The sequence below is a fragment of the Elusimicrobiota bacterium genome, from assembly GCA_026388155.1.
In the GTDB taxonomy this organism is placed as follows: Bacteria; Elusimicrobiota; Elusimicrobia; order Elusimicrobiales; family UBA9959; genus UBA9634.
Genome location: JAPLKI010000013.1, coordinates 106,761 through 124,466 on the forward strand (window position 1 = coordinate 106,761; position 17,706 = coordinate 124,466).

Annotated in this window: 15 protein-coding genes; 9 read left to right on the forward strand and 6 right to left on the reverse strand. The window is 51.3% G+C overall.

Features of this window, described 5'->3' with window-relative positions; all coding sequences use genetic code 11:
• Positions 1-91: 91 nt before the first annotated feature.
• From NTX59_05120 to NTX59_05140, 5 genes are read left to right on the forward strand one after another with little or no spacing between them, the layout of a single operon-like run.
• Entirely contained in the window at positions 92-856 is a 765-nt protein-coding gene (locus tag NTX59_05120) for a glycosyltransferase family 2 protein (protein MCX5785048.1), read from the forward strand.
• Between the two features lie 40 nt (positions 857-896).
• On the forward strand, positions 897-1,478 hold the full coding sequence (locus NTX59_05125; protein ID MCX5785049.1) for an SIS domain-containing protein: 582 nt from the start codon (positions 897-899) through the stop codon (positions 1,476-1,478).
• Between the two features lie 3 nt (positions 1,479-1,481).
• A complete protein-coding gene (locus NTX59_05130) occupies positions 1,482-2,000 on the forward strand; it encodes a hypothetical protein (protein ID MCX5785050.1) in 519 nt (172 codons plus the stop codon).
• Entirely contained in the window at positions 2,001-2,483 is a 483-nt protein-coding gene (locus tag NTX59_05135) for a hypothetical protein (GenBank protein MCX5785051.1), read from the forward strand.
• Positions 2,484-2,532: 49 nt separating this feature from the next.
• On the forward strand, positions 2,533-3,909 hold the full coding sequence (locus tag NTX59_05140; GenBank protein ID MCX5785052.1) for a hypothetical protein: 1,377 nt from the start codon (positions 2,533-2,535) through the stop codon (positions 3,907-3,909).
• 79 nt (positions 3,910-3,988) lie between these two features.
• Here the strand turns inward: NTX59_05140 and NTX59_05145 are convergent, their stop codons facing one another.
• From NTX59_05145 to NTX59_05170, 6 genes are all read right to left on the reverse strand, one after another.
• Positions 3,989-4,834, reverse strand: coding sequence for a class I SAM-dependent methyltransferase (locus tag NTX59_05145; GenBank protein ID MCX5785053.1), 846 nt, complete (start codon positions 4,832-4,834; stop codon positions 3,989-3,991).
• A gap of 233 nt (positions 4,835-5,067) precedes the next feature.
• Positions 5,068-6,417 carry a hypothetical protein gene (locus NTX59_05150; protein ID MCX5785054.1) on the reverse strand — a complete coding sequence of 450 codons (1,350 nt, stop codon included), beginning with the start codon at positions 6,415-6,417 and terminating at the stop codon, positions 5,068-5,070.
• A gap of 58 nt (positions 6,418-6,475) precedes the next feature.
• Positions 6,476-7,507 (reverse strand): glycosyltransferase, encoded by a 1,032-nt coding sequence (locus tag NTX59_05155; GenBank protein MCX5785055.1) that lies wholly within the window; start codon positions 7,505-7,507, stop codon positions 6,476-6,478.
• Positions 7,508-7,514: 7 nt separating this feature from the next.
• The gene (locus NTX59_05160; GenBank protein MCX5785056.1) at positions 7,515-8,495 is read right to left on the reverse strand and encodes a glycosyltransferase family 2 protein; all 981 of its coding nucleotides are present in this window, start codon (positions 8,493-8,495) and stop codon (positions 7,515-7,517) included.
• Between the two features lie 28 nt (positions 8,496-8,523).
• A complete protein-coding gene (locus NTX59_05165; protein MCX5785057.1) occupies positions 8,524-9,969 on the reverse strand; it encodes a radical SAM protein in 1,446 nt (481 codons plus the stop codon).
• A 26-nt stretch (positions 9,970-9,995) separates the two neighbouring features.
• Positions 9,996-10,544 carry a dTDP-4-dehydrorhamnose 3,5-epimerase family protein gene (locus tag NTX59_05170; protein MCX5785058.1) on the reverse strand — a complete coding sequence of 183 codons (549 nt, stop codon included), beginning with the start codon at positions 10,542-10,544 and terminating at the stop codon, positions 9,996-9,998.
• A gap of 117 nt (positions 10,545-10,661) precedes the next feature.
• Here NTX59_05170 and secA point away from each other — a divergent pair, with 117 nt between their 5' ends.
• From secA to NTX59_05190, 4 genes are all read left to right on the forward strand, one after another.
• Complete coding sequence (secA, locus tag NTX59_05175) at positions 10,662-13,271, forward strand: preprotein translocase subunit SecA (protein MCX5785059.1); 2,610 nt, start codon at positions 10,662-10,664, stop codon at positions 13,269-13,271.
• 23 nt (positions 13,272-13,294) lie between these two features.
• On the forward strand, positions 13,295-14,866 hold the full coding sequence (lnt, locus tag NTX59_05180; protein MCX5785060.1) for an apolipoprotein N-acyltransferase: 1,572 nt from the start codon (positions 13,295-13,297) through the stop codon (positions 14,864-14,866).
• A gap of 6 nt (positions 14,867-14,872) precedes the next feature.
• Positions 14,873-15,784, forward strand: coding sequence for a histone deacetylase (locus NTX59_05185; protein MCX5785061.1), 912 nt, complete (start codon positions 14,873-14,875; stop codon positions 15,782-15,784).
• Between the two features lie 525 nt (positions 15,785-16,309).
• The gene (locus NTX59_05190; GenBank protein MCX5785062.1) at positions 16,310-17,566 is read left to right on the forward strand and encodes a clostripain-related cysteine peptidase; all 1,257 of its coding nucleotides are present in this window, start codon (positions 16,310-16,312) and stop codon (positions 17,564-17,566) included.
• Positions 17,567-17,706 lie beyond the last annotated feature (140 nt).

Sequence of the window (17,706 nt, forward strand, 5' to 3'; positions counted from 1 at the left end):
CCCACGGCCAGCCCCGTTACTGCGGATGAAAGGATTATTGTGGTTTTATTCAAAGAAGCCGGTTCTGATGCCATAAACTGCGAGGGGGGCGATGATGGTAGATAAAGGTATGAAAATTTCGGTGTTGATGCCGGCTCTTAACGAGGCCAAAAATATAGAGGCGGCGATCACAAACACCCTTGCCGCATTTGACAGCACGGGGATAAACGGAGAGTTGATAGTTATAAACGATGGCAGTACCGATGATACCCCGGCGTTTATGTGTAAGGCTGCAGCCGCGAACAAGCGGGTGCTCCTGCTGGACCACAAGACGCCGCAGGGCATAGGGGCTTCTTTCTGGGACGGTGTGGACAAAGCCTCTGGTGATGTGGTAGTTCTGCTTCCGGGAGACAACGAGAACGACCCCTGGGAGATTTTCCGCTATTACCGCCTGTTGGAGCACGTGGACGTGGTCATCCCTTTCCTCTACAACAAAGAGGTGCGCTCGCTGTTCCGTAACGCCCTTTCCCTCGCCTACCGCTTTATCATCAACACCACCTTCCTGGTGTATTTCAATTATACCAACGGCACTGTGCTTTACCGGAAATCCATACTTAAGGAACTTCCGTGCAGGAGCACCGGCTTCTTTTTCCAGACGGATATTCTTATACGCCTGGTTAAAGGCGGCTACCTTTTTGCCGAGGTTCCGTATCGCCTGGGCCTGAGGAAGAGTGGTGTTTCTAAGGCAGTGAGTTTTCCATCTTTGCTGCAGGTGATAAAGGGATACTCGCGGCTTGTGAAAGACCAGTATTTAAAAAAGCACGCCGCTGTTTCCTATACCGAGGATTCCCAAACCCTTAAGCGGCGGGGGGCCTGAATTTGAATTTTATATGAGGCGGTAGGCAAACGGGGAGAATATGAAAAACTTTGCGGACGTGTTTCTTGATTCAATCTGGGATGGGCTGAAAAACGGCCAGTGCACGGAGGGAGGGGAAAAAATGCCGCTGGGAGAAGGGATATCCTGTTTTTACGAAGAGGTCGTTAAATGTGCAGCCAATTCCGGGAAGGTCATCTATATAGGCAACGGCGGCAGCGCCTCCATCGCGGGGCATATGGCTGCCGACCTGTGGAAAAACGGCGGGGTGAAAACGCTCTGTTTCAACGAGCCTTCCCTGCTGACCTGTCTTTCCAACGACCTTGGATACGAGAGCGTCTTCTCGGCGCCCACGGAGAGTTACGCCGAAAAGGGAGACGTGTTCGTCGCGATAAGCAGCTCCGGCAGATCCCCCAACATCCTAAAGGCCTGCGGGGCCGCGCTTAAGAAGGGCTGCGTGCTGGTGACTTTTTCCGGCTTCGCGCCGGACAATCCGCTGCGCTCAATGGGAAGACTGAATTTCTACGTCGCATCCTCGGTTTACGGGGTGGTGGAGACCGCCCATTCGGCATTCTGCCACTCGGTGGTGGACTATGTGATAAAAAAGCGTTGCCCTAAAATATAAATAATGAAAACTCTTTTATGGGGGAACCTGATATTCTTTTCCTTTTTCCTGCTTCATTTTCTGGCATGGAAAGTAAAATTGCCTGCTCGCCAGACCAAGACTATTCTTATTATTATGTTTTCCGGGCTTGCGGCATCACTTGCGGTTTTTGTTATTTTCCCCTTCCTGACTATTTTGGGCGTTAAGGCGCCTGATACTCCCGCTGAATATATCTCCGTGGCTTTATATGTAGCCTCTTTTGTTTTGGCCTACATGATAACCTACTCCGGCATAGAGGCTGATAGCCCCACTCTGGTTATGATGAAAATAATAGCTGATGCCAGAGAAAAAGGCATACAAACAGAAGAATTTTTTAATATGCTTAACAACGATATCCTTGTAAAACCGCGCCTTAGGGACTTAATAATCGACAAAATGGTATTTATAAGAGAAGAAAGATATATTTTAACCGCAAAAGGAAAAATATTTGCTGAAATTTTTATACTCTACCGCAAAATCCTTGGGCTGGGGAAGGGCGGCTAAATGACAATGCTGCAGGCACTTTCACCCGTTCTGGCGCTTGCTGCTAACTGCATAACGCAGATATTAATATGCCGCATCAGCAAATCCCTGCTTAAATCGGTTTATGTGGGGTTTTTAGCGGGATTGGGTGTCTATACGTTGCGAAATGGTTTATCAGCGGAAATGTTGACGGGGGTTATTACCTACGGCGTTTTAAGTTACTGCTATTTCCATTTCATAAACCTTGGTGAAACAGCGCGAAGAATAAGGATACTGCGTGAAATCAATGACGCAATGCCGCAGGGGCTTTCCGAAAAGGAGCTGCTTTCAAAATACAACGCAAAAACCATTTTAGCCGTACGGTTTCGCCGGCTGATAAACAACTCACAGGTAATTAACCGGGGGGACCGCTATTATCTCGGAAAACCCACCGTCTTATATATGGCGCAGATACTTATATTTATGAAAAAGCTGCTGCTGGGAAGAACCGGCGAGATATTATGAAATAAGTGCTTACATCGCGGTTATCTGACCGGGGGGAAAGGAGCGTACAATGGGAAAATATCGCTATGTGATTTTGGCCTCTGTCCCTTTTATAGTCCTGTGCGTTTTTCTTATATCCACCACTTCGAATTTGCCGGTTTCGGACCAATGGGCGCTGGTTCCGTTGCTGGAAAAATGGTATGCCGGCAGTTTAACATTGCGGGATTTTATTACTCAGTACGCTGACCATCGGGTTTTCTTTCCTAGGCTGATTGTGGTGCTCATGGCGGCAATCACCCATTGGAATCTTTACTGTGAAGTCGCAGCCAATTTGTTCATGGGCATTCTTGTCTGCACGATTCTTTTCTACCAGATAAGAAAAATGGAAATATTCTTCAAGGTGCAAGCCAGCGCAATATATTTTTTTGTGTCGGTCTTTGTTTTCTCTGTGGCGCAGAGCGATAATTGGTTCTGCGCGCAAATAGGCCCGTTTTTATGCATTTTATCTTCTATCGCAGGAGTTATTTTTCTTTCCTCGCCGACATTCGACTTGAAAAAGTTTTTATTCGCCATAGCGGCCGGCATAATTGCGACCTACTCGTATGCCAACGGCCTGCTTTTTTGGATCATCGGATTCCTGATTTTGTGTGTGCGCCCGCTTAGCAGGAAAAAGGCCGCCCTTACAGCATGGTGCGCAATTTCCGGCCTGGTAGCGGCAAGTTATCTATGGAACTTTCAAAAGCCACCCCAGCGCCCTTCGCTTCTGTTAGCCGTGCATCATCCGTTGCAGGCCGCCGGATATTTCTTTGTTTTTTTAGGCAGTCCTCTTTTGCCCTTTGAGAGATTTGCCGCACTTATCGGCTTTTTTGGTTTATTTTGCCTCACGGCTTCCATTTTTGTGGCGTATCATGCATACATGGCGACGCAAAAAAATCCGGTGGCTTTATTGCAGCTCTTTCCCTGGTTCGCATTGGCTTTTTTTAGCATTGCCAGCGCGATTCTTGTAACTATTGGAAGGGTGGGGTTTGGCATTGCCCAGGCAACGGCGCCACGCTATGTCACACAGTCAAATCTTTTATGGATTGCTCTAATTGTGTTGACTCCGATCGCTGCGCAATCATTTATGCAGGTGTATTCCGGACTTTTGTCAAATATTGCGCGAAACAAAGTCCTGCAATATGTTTGCTTGATTGGTTTTTTTGCGCTGCAAATAAGCGTGACAAAGCAAAAGTGGTTTTGGGGAAAAGTGAGTAAGGATGAACTGACGAGCATCGGGAATGCCTTGCTGGCCGGGGACTATAATGAAGAGCGGATTAAAGCTAGGATATATGCGCCTGGCAATATCCGTGACCGGGTTGCCTTTTTGAGGGAGCACCGGCTGGCCCTGTTTCGCGGCCGGGAACCAAACACTGGCGAAGCCGCGGCAAAGCCGCCGCCGCTAAAATAGCGCGAAAGCGGCGCTTCCTGCCGGTTGTATGCTCCCCTTTCAGATTACCTGACCGCGCCGCCGGCACGGCCAATGCTGTTCACGACTTCTTCACTATCAATAACATCTCATTAGTGGGGATTTTAAACCGCAGGCGTGGATGATTTTTTTTAAAAAAACCGGAACCGATCTGAAAAATATTCAGCGACGTGAATTCTTTTAACCGGTGGAATATGTCATAAAGAAAGTAATTGCTGTAGTGGGCTGAGCTATATGTTTCTTTAAAGCCGTATTTGCCCAACATGAATAAAAGATTTTCTTTGTTGAAATAAAATAAATGCTCCGGCGGTTTTATCGAAAAAAGCGGCAACAACCCGCCGGTGTTTATTGTTGTGATGACTAATAAACCGTTTTTCTTGATAATCCTCTTGATTTTGTCAATTACCGCATCGGGGTCCCGCAAATGCTCTATGGTGCCCACCAAAAACACCACATCAAAATAGTCGGCCGCAAACAAGTCATAATTCAATTCAGAGTTAAACACGTTTAATTTTAATTTGTTTTTCGCATATTCATATGCGCATTTGCTCAATTCCACCCCGAAAACTTCGCATTCTCTCTTGCGCGCCTCATCGAGCAGGAAACCGTGCGCGCAGCCAACATCCAGGATTTTTAATCCTTTCAGTTTTATTGTTTTGCTTACGGTTTCCAGTAAATTAACCGCATTCGCCCTGTGATTGATTTCGTCCGCCAGATAATTCTGGTATCCAATTTTAGTGCTGTTGTTATAGTATTTCTCGTTATAAAAATTTTCCAATTTCTCTTTTTTCACGTCACCGATCCATATTAACCCGCAATTGCGGCATCTATAAGCGGCAAACACATCTACATTCTTAAGGAATCCGACTTTGTCGGAGCCGCAAACATAACAATTGAATTCTGCCATTACGTTCTCCCGCGATCTTACTCGGGTTCCGGTCTTTGCCGCCGAACTGCTTACCGCTGATGAAAAAATTACCGGCATTAACTCCTCAAACACTTATGCAACTTGCTTAGCGGCTTTTTTATTCCCGGCGCGTCACCATACAATTAAACACCCGGTCAAACACGATCGCTCCAGCCGGTTATGGGTACACCGTTCTTGCATTTTCCGCCGCCGGCTGAATTCAGCCGGGCAGATCATTCCTTCTGCCATTTGGCGCGTTTTTTAAAGAAGATGTTGGCCGCCGGCAAAGCGGCGGCCAGCGATATCAGCGCCGACGAAGCGGCTACCGCGGAAAATCCGGAATACTTGGCCGTTAAGGGGACCAAAGCCGCGTAGGCCAAGCCTATACCCAAATTAAGATGCATGTAGGGTTCGTGACGGTACGCCCTGAGGTAACAGGCCATCGCGGCCACGGGAAGTTGGAACAATGCCGCCAACATAAACAGGCCCAGCGGAAGCGTCGCCGGTAGCCTTAGGACCCAGGGATGATGAATATAATGAAGCCCAGCCAGTAAAATTACCACAGGCAGCAGGAGCGTCAAAGCGACCAATGCCATTTGCCTGAATGCTCTCCGGAATAACCCGTTTAACTCCGCGAATTGTCTTTTTGCTATAAGCCAGCTGAACTCGGGTATCCTGCACCGCACCCAATTAAGAGGAATATTGATCAGGGCGGTCGTTATTGTGCCGGCCACGCCCATTTGTCCGGCCACAACAGGGCCGCAGAAATAAAACAATACCGGGGTGACAAACGACATCGTGAAATAGCCGGACGACACACTGACGGCGAGCCGCCACTGCAGCGGCCAGATCCTCGTTTTCCAGTCTATAAGCCCCCTGGTTTTCATTCGCAGGAGCGCGGCGAAAAATTTCCCGTACTTAGCGAGCAGAATTGAAACGATAAGCGCAAATGAGGCCGCTGAAGCGGCAGCCGGAGCCCATAGCCCGACGCCGCACAAAATAGCCGTCCAGGTAACCATGCTGCTTACCGCCGCCTGCATAAGCCGGTATTTGCTGGTGGCATGCAATTGGCCGCAGCCGTCAAGGATGTAAAGCGCCGGGGTCACAAAAAAATTCAGGAACCCGGCAAGACAAAAAGCGAGCCAGGCTGAATTTACTCCGGCCGGGGTCAGGGCCTTGGAGTTGAAAAAAAATATCCCGCCTATCGCTACCGAAGAGAATGCCGCTGTCCCCGCCCAGAAGAACCATTTATACGCTATGCGCAATATCTCCGCCAGCTTGCATTTTTCATCGTCATCGCCGATAATGCCGTTTTTATCGTCCAGGCCCAGTTTCGCCCAGATATGCCCCGCCATAAGCTGAAATACGGACCCGGCTCCAAGTTCCAGCATGTTCGCCAGAGCAAGAACGCCGTAAAACGTGTAATAATAGCCCTGTTCTGAAGGCGTCAGAAAGGTTATTATCAGGAAAACGCTTAGGGGACCGGCCAGGATGGACCAGCTGTAAGTAAACACCGCAAAAACTATGGCACGGTTCACCCCGGCTTTTATGGCTAGTTCCTTTACATTCTGTTTCAGGTTCATATGAAAGCTCGGTCCTTGAACGCCTGGCTGGCCGGTCAGGGCCGGCGTATTGTAAAAGTCACAGGCTGTTAATAATTTTCAGATATCTGCTCGTAAATATTTTTTCCGAAAAATTCTCCTTAACATAACGCGCCGCGTTCAGGCCCACGCTCTTCCTTAATTCGGCCGACGCGCCCAACTGCCTTATCGCCCGCACCCAGTCCAAGGGACTGCGTGCGATAAAGCCGGTCACTCCCTCCCGTATCGCCTCAACGTGGGACTCCACCGGGCCGGTCACTACCGGAAGCCCCATGCCCATCATCAGCAGGGCTCTTCCCGCCGGTTTTGCCATGATAAAGGGGCTGTCGCAGTCCACCGGCACTATCCCTATATGGCATTTCGCGGTTTCCGTCAGGAAGGCCGTGTAATCCCAATTGACCAGGCGGCATGAAATCCTCTGTCCGCGGATAAAATCTTTAGCGCTTCGCGGTTGCTTTCCAAGGTAGCGGCCCTGGGTGTAATCGGAGGTTATGAGGACGAGCTCGTATCCGCCTTCCTCCGCCAGCATGTCAAGCGTTCGGCCCATGGCCTTGAATCCATGGAGGCTGGCCACATTTCCGAACCACGCGATCCGGCACGGTTTTTCCTGTTCGCAGCCTGCCCGGAACGACAGGATGTCCTCCGTAATCGCATCGGTAATAATTGCGGAATTCTTGTTCAATTTCGTGAATTTGCGCTGCAGCGCGGAGCTTCCGACAACAATACGACTGCATTTTTCTATCATTTTGCCTAGGCGGCGGAACCGGCTTTCAATAATATCAAACTTGAGGCGATAGTAAACCCTGCCCGCCAGGAGATAGTTGGAATAGGGGAAGGAGAGAACATCGTCCACGCTGTCGCCTATAAGCGGAATCCCCGCGGCACAAAGGCTGTTGAACGTCCGTTCGTTGCGGAGGGTGATCGGGATTATCACGGCGTCATATTTTTTGTTTTCATTCCAATATTCCGCCGTATGCCCGAACTCCGGCAGATTTCTTGTTAAAATGTCGTAGCGCCATTTGTGCATCACATGCGCCGGGTCGGAGTCAAAAGGTATGATCCCTATATTCATAAAAGTCTTATCCGCCAGCGCGCGCAAAGGGGGAACGGAGCATGGCGAACAGTTTCGACCGCCAATGCGACAGGATCGCGAGATTTATATGTGCGAACTCCGCCGGAGAAATACCGCTTTTTTTGATCAAGATCCTCGTCAGCCGGAAAAAAGCGCTCTTGTGATAGATCAGAATGCGCTTATAGATGTTCCCGGCCTCGGTAAGAACCACTCTTTTCCGCCAGGCCGCCAGCTCCGGCGCCGTAAAAAAACCGCTTTCAGCGGCCATCTCATAGGGCCTGGCAAACCAGTCGGCATGATTAAGCAGGATATCGGGGTCCCGGCTGTAGTTGTAAATCAGATTGTTCTCGTGAGCCCTGTAGACGGAAACGGCTTTTTTTATGAAACCGACATCTCCGGTCAGGCACATCTTCAAAAAAAGCTCGGAATCGCAGGCGATATTGTGATCGTTGGAAAAAGCCTTCAGCTTCAAGGCAAGCGTCTTATTGAAAAGCACATTGCAAAGCATAAAGTCCTGCTGACCGAGATTGTTGCGCGTTAAAAATATCTTTTTTCCGCTTTGTACCCTGTCAAAAGGCAGATCCAGCGCGAAATCCCCGTCCGCCGTTTTTTTGTATCCATTGGCATACACCAGCACCACTTCGGGGAATTCGCGTATCAGCGCCACCGCGTCTTTTATGTAATCAGGGTCGATCAGAAAATCATCGTCGGAAAGTATTAAGAACCAGTCCCCGGAAGAATATTCCAACAGGGCCTTCCGCCAATTGGGCACCATGCCTATATTTGAATCGTTCCTGAAATACCTGAATCTGGGGTTATTGATATAGCCGGCCGCAACCGCCGGAGTGTTATCGGCGGAAGCGTTGTCGGCCACTATAACTTCAAGGCCGGGATATGTCTGGGCCAACGCCGAGTCCACAGCCTCTTTCAAAAAGCCCGCACGGTTAAGGGTCGGGATTATTATGCTTATTTTCAGTCCTGGGTCCATAGCTCCGGAAAACCTCTCAATCCCGCGGTCAATACAGGCCGTATCTTAGATAAAGCCAGCGCCAGCGCAGATACTGAAAAACTTTTTTCGCGAACGCGCCGGTAGTTTGGGTCCTGAATTTTTTCCAGACTCTGCTGGCAAACCCGTGAGAGCCGGCGGCTCCGGCCGATTCGCCAGGGTACGAGGGATATAAAGACTTCCTGTCATAATCCTGCGCCCTTTCCGCCGCAGCTTTGAGAAAAGTATAATCAATACCTTTCAGCTTGCCTTCCGCGCTGGAGGACCTGTTATAAAAAGCGCCCGCTTTTTTAAGCAACAGCCCGTTCTTCGCGCAGTAATCGCCCAGTTCGGTGCCCGGATACGGAGTGAAGAACGCCAGACTCGGGTAGGCGGGTCGTATTTCCCGTATAAGCCTGACCGTTTCTTTTACTTCTCCGGCCGTTTCCCCCGGTATGCCGAGCATGAAATTAGCGAAAATACTTACGCCGTATTTTTTACAGATCTCCGCAGCCGCAATGTTCTGGGCGACGGTTGTCCCCTTTTTCAGCAGGTCCAGTATCCTCTGGCTTCCGCTTTCGAAACCTATCAGAAAGCATTTAAGCCCGGTCTCAGCCATTTCTTTCACGGCAGCCTCGTTCTTCACTATAAAATCGGCCCTGGCCTGGCAGGCAAAAGACTGTGGCAAGCCTTCCTCCCTGTAAGCCCTGCAGAACTCAAGGACATGATGGCTGTTCACCGTGAAAAGGTCGTCATGGATGAGCAGGCTGTTGAATTTATATCTTTCCCTTAAATATTCAAGTTCGCCGATAATATCGGGTACCGTCCTTATTTTCGCTCTTCCGCCGAATATCATGCGCTCGGCCGGCTGACAGAAAGAGCAGTTGAAGGGGCACCCTCTGCCCGCTATTATGGACACAAAAGGCTTTTCCATGAACGGCATCCAGGGGTTGGAGGCCTCTCCGTTCTCATAGTCAAAGATATCCCTGTCCGGATAAGGAATGGTCCCTATATCCGCCGGAATCCCTTCTATAACCTTTTCCCGCGGTTCTCCTTTTTCTATTTTAGACAAAAGCCGGGAAAAGCTTATTTCCCCCTCTCTTGTGATTATATGATCGATCTGCCGTAATTCGCGCACCTCCTCTAACGCCACCGTGGGGTGAACGCCGCCGATAATGACTATAGAAGAACTGTCCACGGCCTTTATCCTTGAGGCGGCCTCAACGGCGGAGGGAAAATCGATGCTCATTACGGAGATCCCGAAAACTCCGGGCGATCTTTTTTTCACCTCCGATTCGAAATTATCCCAGCCGCTGAGTTTGCGGAAATCCAGCAGGTCTATATCATGCCCTTCTTTTTTAGCGTAAGCGGAAATATAAGCCAGCCCGTACGGCACGAAATTTTCGCTTATCCCGCCTTGCCCAAAACTTCCCCAGCCGCTCAGAACGATGCCGGGAAAGATCAAAGTAGCTCGCATAAGGTTTACCTAAGCGGATTTATGATTCAGAAAGGGGAGGCAAATCCGTCAAAAGCCGGGAAAGCCGCGTCACGCGGGGAAAGCACCGGGTCTTTTATTCCCCAGTCAAAACCGAAAGAATCCCACCTGACGCCCGCGTCATGGTCGGGCGCGTGGGTGCTGGTCTGCATATACACCACGCAGGAATGGTCTTCAAGAGAGAGGAAGCCATGCGCCAATCCTCTTGGCAGGTATATTATTTTGCTGTTGCGCCAAGTCAGCTCCAGGCTGAAATATTTGCCATAAGTGGGGCTTGAACGCCTTAAATCCAGAAGCACGTCCAGTATGGCCCCATGTGTGACATAAACCAGCTTGGTATAGGCGAAAGGCGGGGTTTGGAAATGCATCCCGCGGACGACATTTTTAGCGGAAACGGAAAAAAAACTTTCTTTAAACCCTGTTTCAAGTCCGTGAGCGGAGAAGTCATCATAATTAAAAACTTTCATCAAAGACCCGCGCTGATCGGTGTGGATTTTGGGGTCCAGGATATAAACTCCCTCTATCGGGCATTTACTGCACTTTATATGCTTTTCCATTTTCGCCTTTCCTACAGTGTATTATATAAAAACTATCGCCTATAATTAACCGCGCATCGGAGTTTCAGGCAGCAGCGGCTTTATAAAGCCCCCATAAATTTGTTTAATAGTGATACTATGCTGAAAAAACTTGTTGAGGCAATTATAGGTTCCAGGAGCGAACGCGCCCTGCAAAAAATCCACCCGCTGGTGGAGCAGATAAACGCTTTAGAGGACGAAATTTCCAGGCTTTCGGACGGCGGACTGCGTCTTAAAACCGCGGAATTCAAGGAACGGCTGGCCAAGGGCGAAACCGAGAACGACATTCTGCCCGAGGCTTTCGCCTGCGTAAGGGAATCTGCCAAGCGCACCCTTAAAATGCGTCCTTACGACGTGCAGCTTATAGGCGGCATAGTGCTGCACCGCGGAAAGATAGCCGAGATGCGCACCGGCGAAGGTAAAACGTTGGTGGCCACGCTGCCCACGTACCTGAACGCCCTGTCCGGCAAGGGCGTGCATGTGGTTACCGTCAATGATTACCTGGCCAAGAGGGACTCCCTGTGGATGGGCCCAGTACACGAATTTCTGGGGCTCACGGTCGGCTTCATACAGCACGACATGAATAACGAAGAGCGCAGGCAAATGTACAACTGCGACATCACCTACGTCACCAACAACGAAATAGGCTTTGATTACCTGCGCGATAACATGGTGATGGACAAGTCGGAACGCGTTATGCGCTCGCGCAATTACGCGGTAGTGGACGAAGTGGACTCTATTTTAGTGGACGAGGCCCGCACCCCGCTCATCATCTCGGGCCCCGCCGAGGAATCCACAGACAAGTACTACATAGTCAACCGCGTCATACCGCTTTTAACGCCGCGTTTCGTCACCGAGAAAGAGGAAATAGAGTCCAAGCGCGAAGGCACCGACCTTGGCAAGGGCTATGACGCCCTGGTGGACGAGAAAAGCCACAATGTCACGCTTACGGAAGAAGGAGTGGCCAAAGCCGAGAAAATTTTGAGCGTCGGCAATATTTACGATGATGTGGGCTCCGAATGGGCGCACCACCTTACGCAGGGCCTGAGGGCTCACCATCTGTTCAGGAAAGATGTTGAGTACGTGGTCAAGGACGGCGAAATAGTCATAGTGGACGAATTCACCGGCCGTCTTATGCCCGGGCGCCGCTGGTCCGACGGCCTGCACCAGGCCATAGAGGCCAAGGAAACTCTCCGCATAAAAGAGGAGAACCAGACCCTAGCCACCATCACCTTCCAGAATTATTTCAAGCTTTACGCGAAGCTTTCCGGCATGACCGGCACGGCCATGACCGAGGCCGACGAGTTTTGGGAAATATATAAGCTGGATGTGGTGGAAATACCGCCCAACCGCCCCTGCGTGCGCGCGGACTCCGCCGACCGCATTTACCGCACCGAGCGCGAGAAAAACAACGCCGTAGTAGCGGAAATAGAAGAACGCTGGCGCAAGGGACAGCCCATGCTTGTGGGCACCCGCTCTATAGAAAAATCCGAAAAGTATTCAGCTATGCTGCGCGCCAAGGGCATACCGCACCAGGTTTTAAACGCCAAATACCATGAAATGGAGGCCCAGATAATAGCCCAGGCGGGCCGCAGGAGCCAGGTGACCATAGCCACCAACATGGCGGGGCGCGGCACCGATATAGTTCTGGGGGGAACTCCGGCGGAAGAGGAAAACCAGAAACTAGTCGTGGCGGCGGGCGGTCTGCATGTGATGGGCACCGAGCGCCATGAATCGCGCCGTATAGACAACCAGCTGCGCGGCCGCTGCGCCCGACAGGGCGACCCGGGCAGTTCGGTGTTTTATGTGTCGCTTGAAGACGAGCTGATGCGCCTTTTCGGCTCGGAGCGCATTTCCGCCATAATGGAAAAGCTGGGCATGGAAGAGGGCGAGGTGATAGAATCCATGCTGGTCAGCCGCCAGATAGAAGGCGCGCAAAAGCGCGTTGAGGGCATGAATTTCGACTCCAGAAAGCAGCTGCTGGACTACGATAATGTTATGAACAAGCAGCGCCTGGCGGTTTACGAACTGCGCAATGTGGTGCTTGACGGTTTGGATGTTACCGAGCGCGTAAAAAGCATGATAAACGAAGCCGCCGTGGAACGGCTTAACCAAAACGCTTCCGAGGGGCAGGCCGCGGCCCTGTGGAACATCGAAATGCTGAATGTCTACCTTAAAAAAGTGTTCGGCTTCGCGCTTGCCTACAGCGAGGACGAGCTGCGGGGGCTAACGCTGGCGGCCGCGCAGGCGGACATAGAAAAACGCGCCCTTGAGGCGTATCAGCGCAGAACCGAGGAATTCGCCCAGCGCGAAGTGAATTTCGGCGAGATGCAGAGAATACTGCTTTTGCAGATAATAGATCATATCTGGAAAAATCATCTTTATGACCTGGACCATCTTAAAAAGGGAGTAGGTCTGCGCGCCTACGGGCAGAAAGACCCCCTGATCGAATACCAGAAAGAGTCATATTCTCTGTTCGAGAACATGCTGGGGCGCGTGCGCGATGAGATGGTGGAATATATTTTCCGCATACAATTGCCGCCGAAGGTGGTTCCCCGGCCCGTTGCCGCCGAGCCGCAGGGCCAGGCAGGCGCTCAGCCCCCGGCCGAGAAAAAACCGCAGAATAAATTCATTAACTCTAAAACAGGCCGCAACGACCCCTGTCCCTGCGGTTCCGGGAAGAAGTACAAAAAATGCCACGGAGCGTAGCTACAGCGAATAGCGAATAGCAAATGGCGAATAGCAAAGAAGCCAATAGTAATTTTTTTTCGGTTGCCACTATTCGCTCTCTTGCTATTCGCTGTTCGCTCCCTTTATCCACCTCCCTGCTTCTTATCCTGAGTTATCCTAAGTTTAACCAGGGCTGGTTGGCGTGGCTGGCGCTCGCTCCGCTGGTTTATTCGCTGCTGTCGGCCAAAACCCTGAAAGCGGCGCTTTTGCGCGGATTTTTTTCCGGCTTCTTTTTTTATCTCGGGCTGCTTTACTGGATATATCCCACTATGCGCGCGGGCCAGGTCGGGCCGGCGGTTTCGGCGCTGGGGCTGGCGCTGCTTGCCGCGCTGCTCTCGCTTGAATTCCTGCTGGTTTCCGGTTTTGGCTTTTATCTTAAAAAGGCCGGCCCCGGTGTTTTCCCTTATGTGTTCTCCGCCGCGTGGGCCGCGATGGAATGGGCCAAAATTACCGTAAACTATAAGGCGGTGTGGTTCCCGTGGTTTACGCTTGCCTATACTCAGTGGCAATACACGAAAATTATACAGATAGTTTCCGTTACCGGGCTTTACGGGCTCAGCTTTGCCGTAGCTTTGAGCGGTGCGCTCGCGGGCGCGCTTATCCACAAAAAGGAAAAACCTATTAAAGCCATGATTCAATTTTCGCCGGCCCTTGCGCTACTGGCCGGTTTATGGTTTTACGGCGCCGGAGAACTTAAAAAAGCGGAGTCCATTGCCTTTAAAGCGCCGCTCAACGCCAGTCTGCTTCAACCCGCCATAGATCTTTACGCCAAGTGGGACGCCAGCCAGGCGGCCGCAATTGAGGCTAAAATAAACGGCCTGATAAAAGGAATAGAAAAAACCGACCTTATCGTATGGCCGGAAAACGCCCTGCCCGGCTGGATAGAAAATAAACACTACGGCGCCTGGGTGTCGGATATCGCTGTTGAAAAACAGACAGCCAATTTTGTGGGTTCGGTTTCGCGCGGCGACGGCAGCCGAGTGGCGGCTTTTCTGGTGGATTCATCGGGGACCATAACGGCGGAATATTACAAACGGGTGCTGGTGCCCTTCGGCGAATATGTGCCGTTCAGGGATTTTCTGGGCAGCTACATAAAACCGGTGGCCGCGCTTGGGGAATTTCTGCCGGGCAGCTTCTCGCAGCCGCTCATGGAAGTCGGTCGGCAAAAAAGCAAAAGCGTGAAGATAGCCGGAGTTATCTGCTATGAATCCATTTTCCCTTTCCTTTTCAGGGAGGATGCCTCAAAGGGAGCTGAAATTTTTGTCAATATAACGAACGACGGCTGGTATCTGGACACCGCCGCCCCCTATCAGCATTTGCTTGTAAATATCTTCAGGGCGGTGGAAACCCGCCGCCCGGTCATCCGGGCCGCGAACAACGGCATTTCGGCGTATATAGATCCATGGGGCAGGATCCAAAGCAGCCTTGGGCTTAACAGCGCGGGGGTATTGGACGTCGAGGTGCGGCTTGCCGCCGTTCCGGTCGAAAGTTTTTATGTCCGACACGGCGACCTGTTCGCCTATGCGACCGCCTTGCTTTGCGCCGCCTTCCTGCTTCCTATGCTGTTCCTGTAAATATGTATGAAAATTGTTTTTTCAAAAAAATACACGGTAAATAATCATGATCATGTGTTCCGCGCGGATAAATTCGAGGGGGCGCTGAAAACGCTGCTCAGGGAAAAGATAATAAGCCGCGGGGATATTGTGGAAGCGCCGGAGCCTTCGCGGGAAGACCTTAGGCTCGCCCACAGCGCGCCGTGGGTGGATAAAAATCTCAGTTTTAGTTTTACCGCGAAAGACAGCGCTCGCGCCGAACTTGAGATAACCCCTGAAGTGGTTCTGGCACATTTGATGAACGTGGGGGGCACCGTAAAAGCGGCGGAAATAGCCCTTTCGGACGGCCTTGGCGTTAATTGCGGCGGGGGCGCCCACCACGCGTTCGCGGATCACGGAGAGGGCTTCTGTCTGCTGAACGATATCGCGGTGGCGGTTAAAAAACTGCTCAAAACAGAAAAAATCCGCCGCGCCGTAATTGTAGACCTGGACGCTCACCAGGGCAACGGCACGGCTTCCATCTTTGAAAAGGACAAAAGGGTCTTTACATTTTCAATGCATAACAGGGACATCTATCCGGAAAAAAAGGAAAAAAGTTCCCTGGACATCGAGCTCCGGCCCGGCACGGGTGACGGCGCTTACCTGGGCCTGTTAAAAAAGAACCTGCCGGCCGCGCTCAAAAAAGCCAGGGCCGATCTGGCCTTCTACGTGGCGGGGGCCGATGTTTACGCCGGCGACCTGCTTGGCGGACTCAAACTTACCATGGAGGGGATCAAAAAAAGGGACGCTTTCGTTTTCAGGGAATGTTTAAGGCGCGGGCTGCCGGTGGCGGTGGTTTTAAGCGGCGGCTACGCTAAAAAATTCAAAGACACTGTCCGCATTCACGCAAATACTATAAGGGCGGCGAATAGCGAATGGGGGCTAGCGAATAGGGGCTAGCGAATAGGGGTGGAAAACTATCAAGGCGGCGAATAGCGAATGGGGGCTAGCGAATAGGGGTGGAAAACTATCAAGGCGGCGAATAGCGAATGGGGGCTAGCGAATAGGGGTGGAAAACTATCAAGGCGGCGAATAGCGAATGGGGGCTAGCGAACAGGGGCGGAAAACTATCAAGGCGGCGAATAGGGAATCGGGAATAGCGAATAGCGGCAGAAAACGGCCTGCTTTGTTGAGTTCGCTCCCAATGGCCAATAGGCCCATGCAATGTGCCCTTTAGTCTAAAATTAAATCCTGCTATAAAATATATAAAAAGTCGTTTTGGCGGCGGCATGGGGCTTCTCCCAATGGGCTATTGACATGTCTATGGGCCTTTGGGCCCAAAAAGCAATAGGCCTGTCGGCCCAAACAGACATAGGCCTTTTGGCCTTGATTGCAATCAATAATACTTTCAAACTAGTATGGTAAGCTTTCAAGCGCCTGCCAGCCTTAAAGGCTTCCACACTAAAAACCGCATGGGAGGTAGTAATGTTTAAGAAATTAGTCGCAGTATTCGCCATGATAGCCATAGTTTCACCCCTGGTGTCAGCCGAAATAAATTTCGACACCCCCAAGAAAACAACCCTTCAGCAGGAAATAGCCGATCTCGAGTTGAGCGTGCCTGTGGCCGCACCGGTGGATGTAAAAGCGCATTCCGGCAAAGTGGATAAAGAATGGACCATAATGGTCTTCATCAACGCCAAGAACAACCTGGAAAAATACGGGTTGATGGACATGAACGAGATGGAGATGATAGGCTCCACCGACAAGGTGAACGTGGTGACCGAACTGGGCCGCATGAGCGGCTACGACAGCTCGGACGGCAACTGGGTCGGTTCCCGCCGTTATCTAGTGGTGAAAGATGCCAACATGAGCAAAATCGCCTCTCCCGTGGTGCAGGACCTGGGCAAGGTGGATATGGGTGACTACAAGCACCTGATAGACTTCGCCACCTGGGCCAAGAAGAACTACCCGGCCAAGCGCTACATGCTGGTAGTCTGGAACCACGGCGCTGGCTGGATCAAGTCCCGCGGCCTGGAGGTCAAGGGTATTTCCTACGACGATGAGACCGGCAACCACATCAACACCCCCCAGCTGGGAATGGCTCTGAAGGGCATCGGCAAAATCGATGTGTACGGCTCGGATGCCTGCCTGATGCAGATGCCTGAAGTAAACTATGAAATAAAGGACTATGTGGATTATATAGTGGGTTCCGAAGAGACCGAACCCGGCGACGGTTATACCTATAACATGCTGCTCGGGCCCCTCGTCGCCAAACCCACCATGCTCGGTGCGGAACTCGGCAAGCTGGCCGTGGACGCCTACAGCGATCATTACGGCACCCAGGACCACACTCAGAGCCTTGTGCTGGCTTCCGCCATGAACGGCCTTGTTCCCGTGATCAACGACTTCGTTGCCGCCGCCATCGCAGCCAACGAGAAACCCCTGATCAAGACCGCCATGGGCAGCGCGCAGTCTTACGCCTACGCGGAAAACAAGGACCTGTGGCACTTCCTGAGCCTCTACAGCGCTTCTTCCCAGAACGCGAATGTGAAGGCCGCGGCGAAGGCCCTTCAGGACTACCTGACAGGCAAGCTGATCCTTCACAACCGCGTGAACAGCACATACGCCGACTCACACGGTTTAGCCATATACCTGCCCGACTCCCCGAATTCGGCCTACAACGATCTGGCATGGGCCAAGGCCTCGCAGTGGGACGAGTTCATCAACTGGTACACTAAATAAGCGCGCAGCACGCTGACGGAAGGGCCGGCTTAACAGCCGGCCCTTCTTTTGTTATAGCCGCAAACTTTAGATACGGCTATTGCCATAAGCCATAAGCAGAACCGCCATACGCTTTAAGCCATATGCCATAGGCTTGTAAG

Coding starts and splice junctions, on each gene's coding strand:
- NTX59_05120 (MCX5785048.1), top strand. CDS start 92: ATGATGGTAGATAAAGGTATGAAAATTTCGGTGTTGATGCCGGCTCTT.
- NTX59_05125 (MCX5785049.1), top strand. CDS start 897: ATGAAAAACTTTGCGGACGTGTTTCTTGATTCAATCTGGGATGGGCTG.
- NTX59_05130 (MCX5785050.1), top strand. CDS start 1,482: ATGAAAACTCTTTTATGGGGGAACCTGATATTCTTTTCCTTTTTCCTG.
- NTX59_05135 (MCX5785051.1), top strand. CDS start 2,001: ATGACAATGCTGCAGGCACTTTCACCCGTTCTGGCGCTTGCTGCTAAC.
- NTX59_05140 (MCX5785052.1), top strand. CDS start 2,533: ATGGGAAAATATCGCTATGTGATTTTGGCCTCTGTCCCTTTTATAGTC.
- NTX59_05145 (MCX5785053.1), bottom strand. CDS start 4,834: ATGGCAGAATTCAATTGTTATGTTTGCGGCTCCGACAAAGTCGGATTC.
- NTX59_05150 (MCX5785054.1), bottom strand. CDS start 6,417: ATGAACCTGAAACAGAATGTAAAGGAACTAGCCATAAAAGCCGGGGTG.
- NTX59_05155 (MCX5785055.1), bottom strand. CDS start 7,507: ATGAATATAGGGATCATACCTTTTGACTCCGACCCGGCGCATGTGATG.
- NTX59_05160 (MCX5785056.1), bottom strand. CDS start 8,495: ATGGACCCAGGACTGAAAATAAGCATAATAATCCCGACCCTTAACCGT.
- NTX59_05165 (MCX5785057.1), bottom strand. CDS start 9,969: ATGCGAGCTACTTTGATCTTTCCCGGCATCGTTCTGAGCGGCTGGGGA.
- NTX59_05170 (MCX5785058.1), bottom strand. CDS start 10,544: ATGGAAAAGCATATAAAGTGCAGTAAATGCCCGATAGAGGGAGTTTAT.
- secA (MCX5785059.1), top strand. CDS start 10,662: ATGCTGAAAAAACTTGTTGAGGCAATTATAGGTTCCAGGAGCGAACGC.
- lnt (MCX5785060.1), top strand. CDS start 13,295: ATGGCGAATAGCAAAGAAGCCAATAGTAATTTTTTTTCGGTTGCCACT.
- NTX59_05185 (MCX5785061.1), top strand. CDS start 14,873: ATGAAAATTGTTTTTTCAAAAAAATACACGGTAAATAATCATGATCAT.
- NTX59_05190 (MCX5785062.1), top strand. CDS start 16,310: ATGTTTAAGAAATTAGTCGCAGTATTCGCCATGATAGCCATAGTTTCA.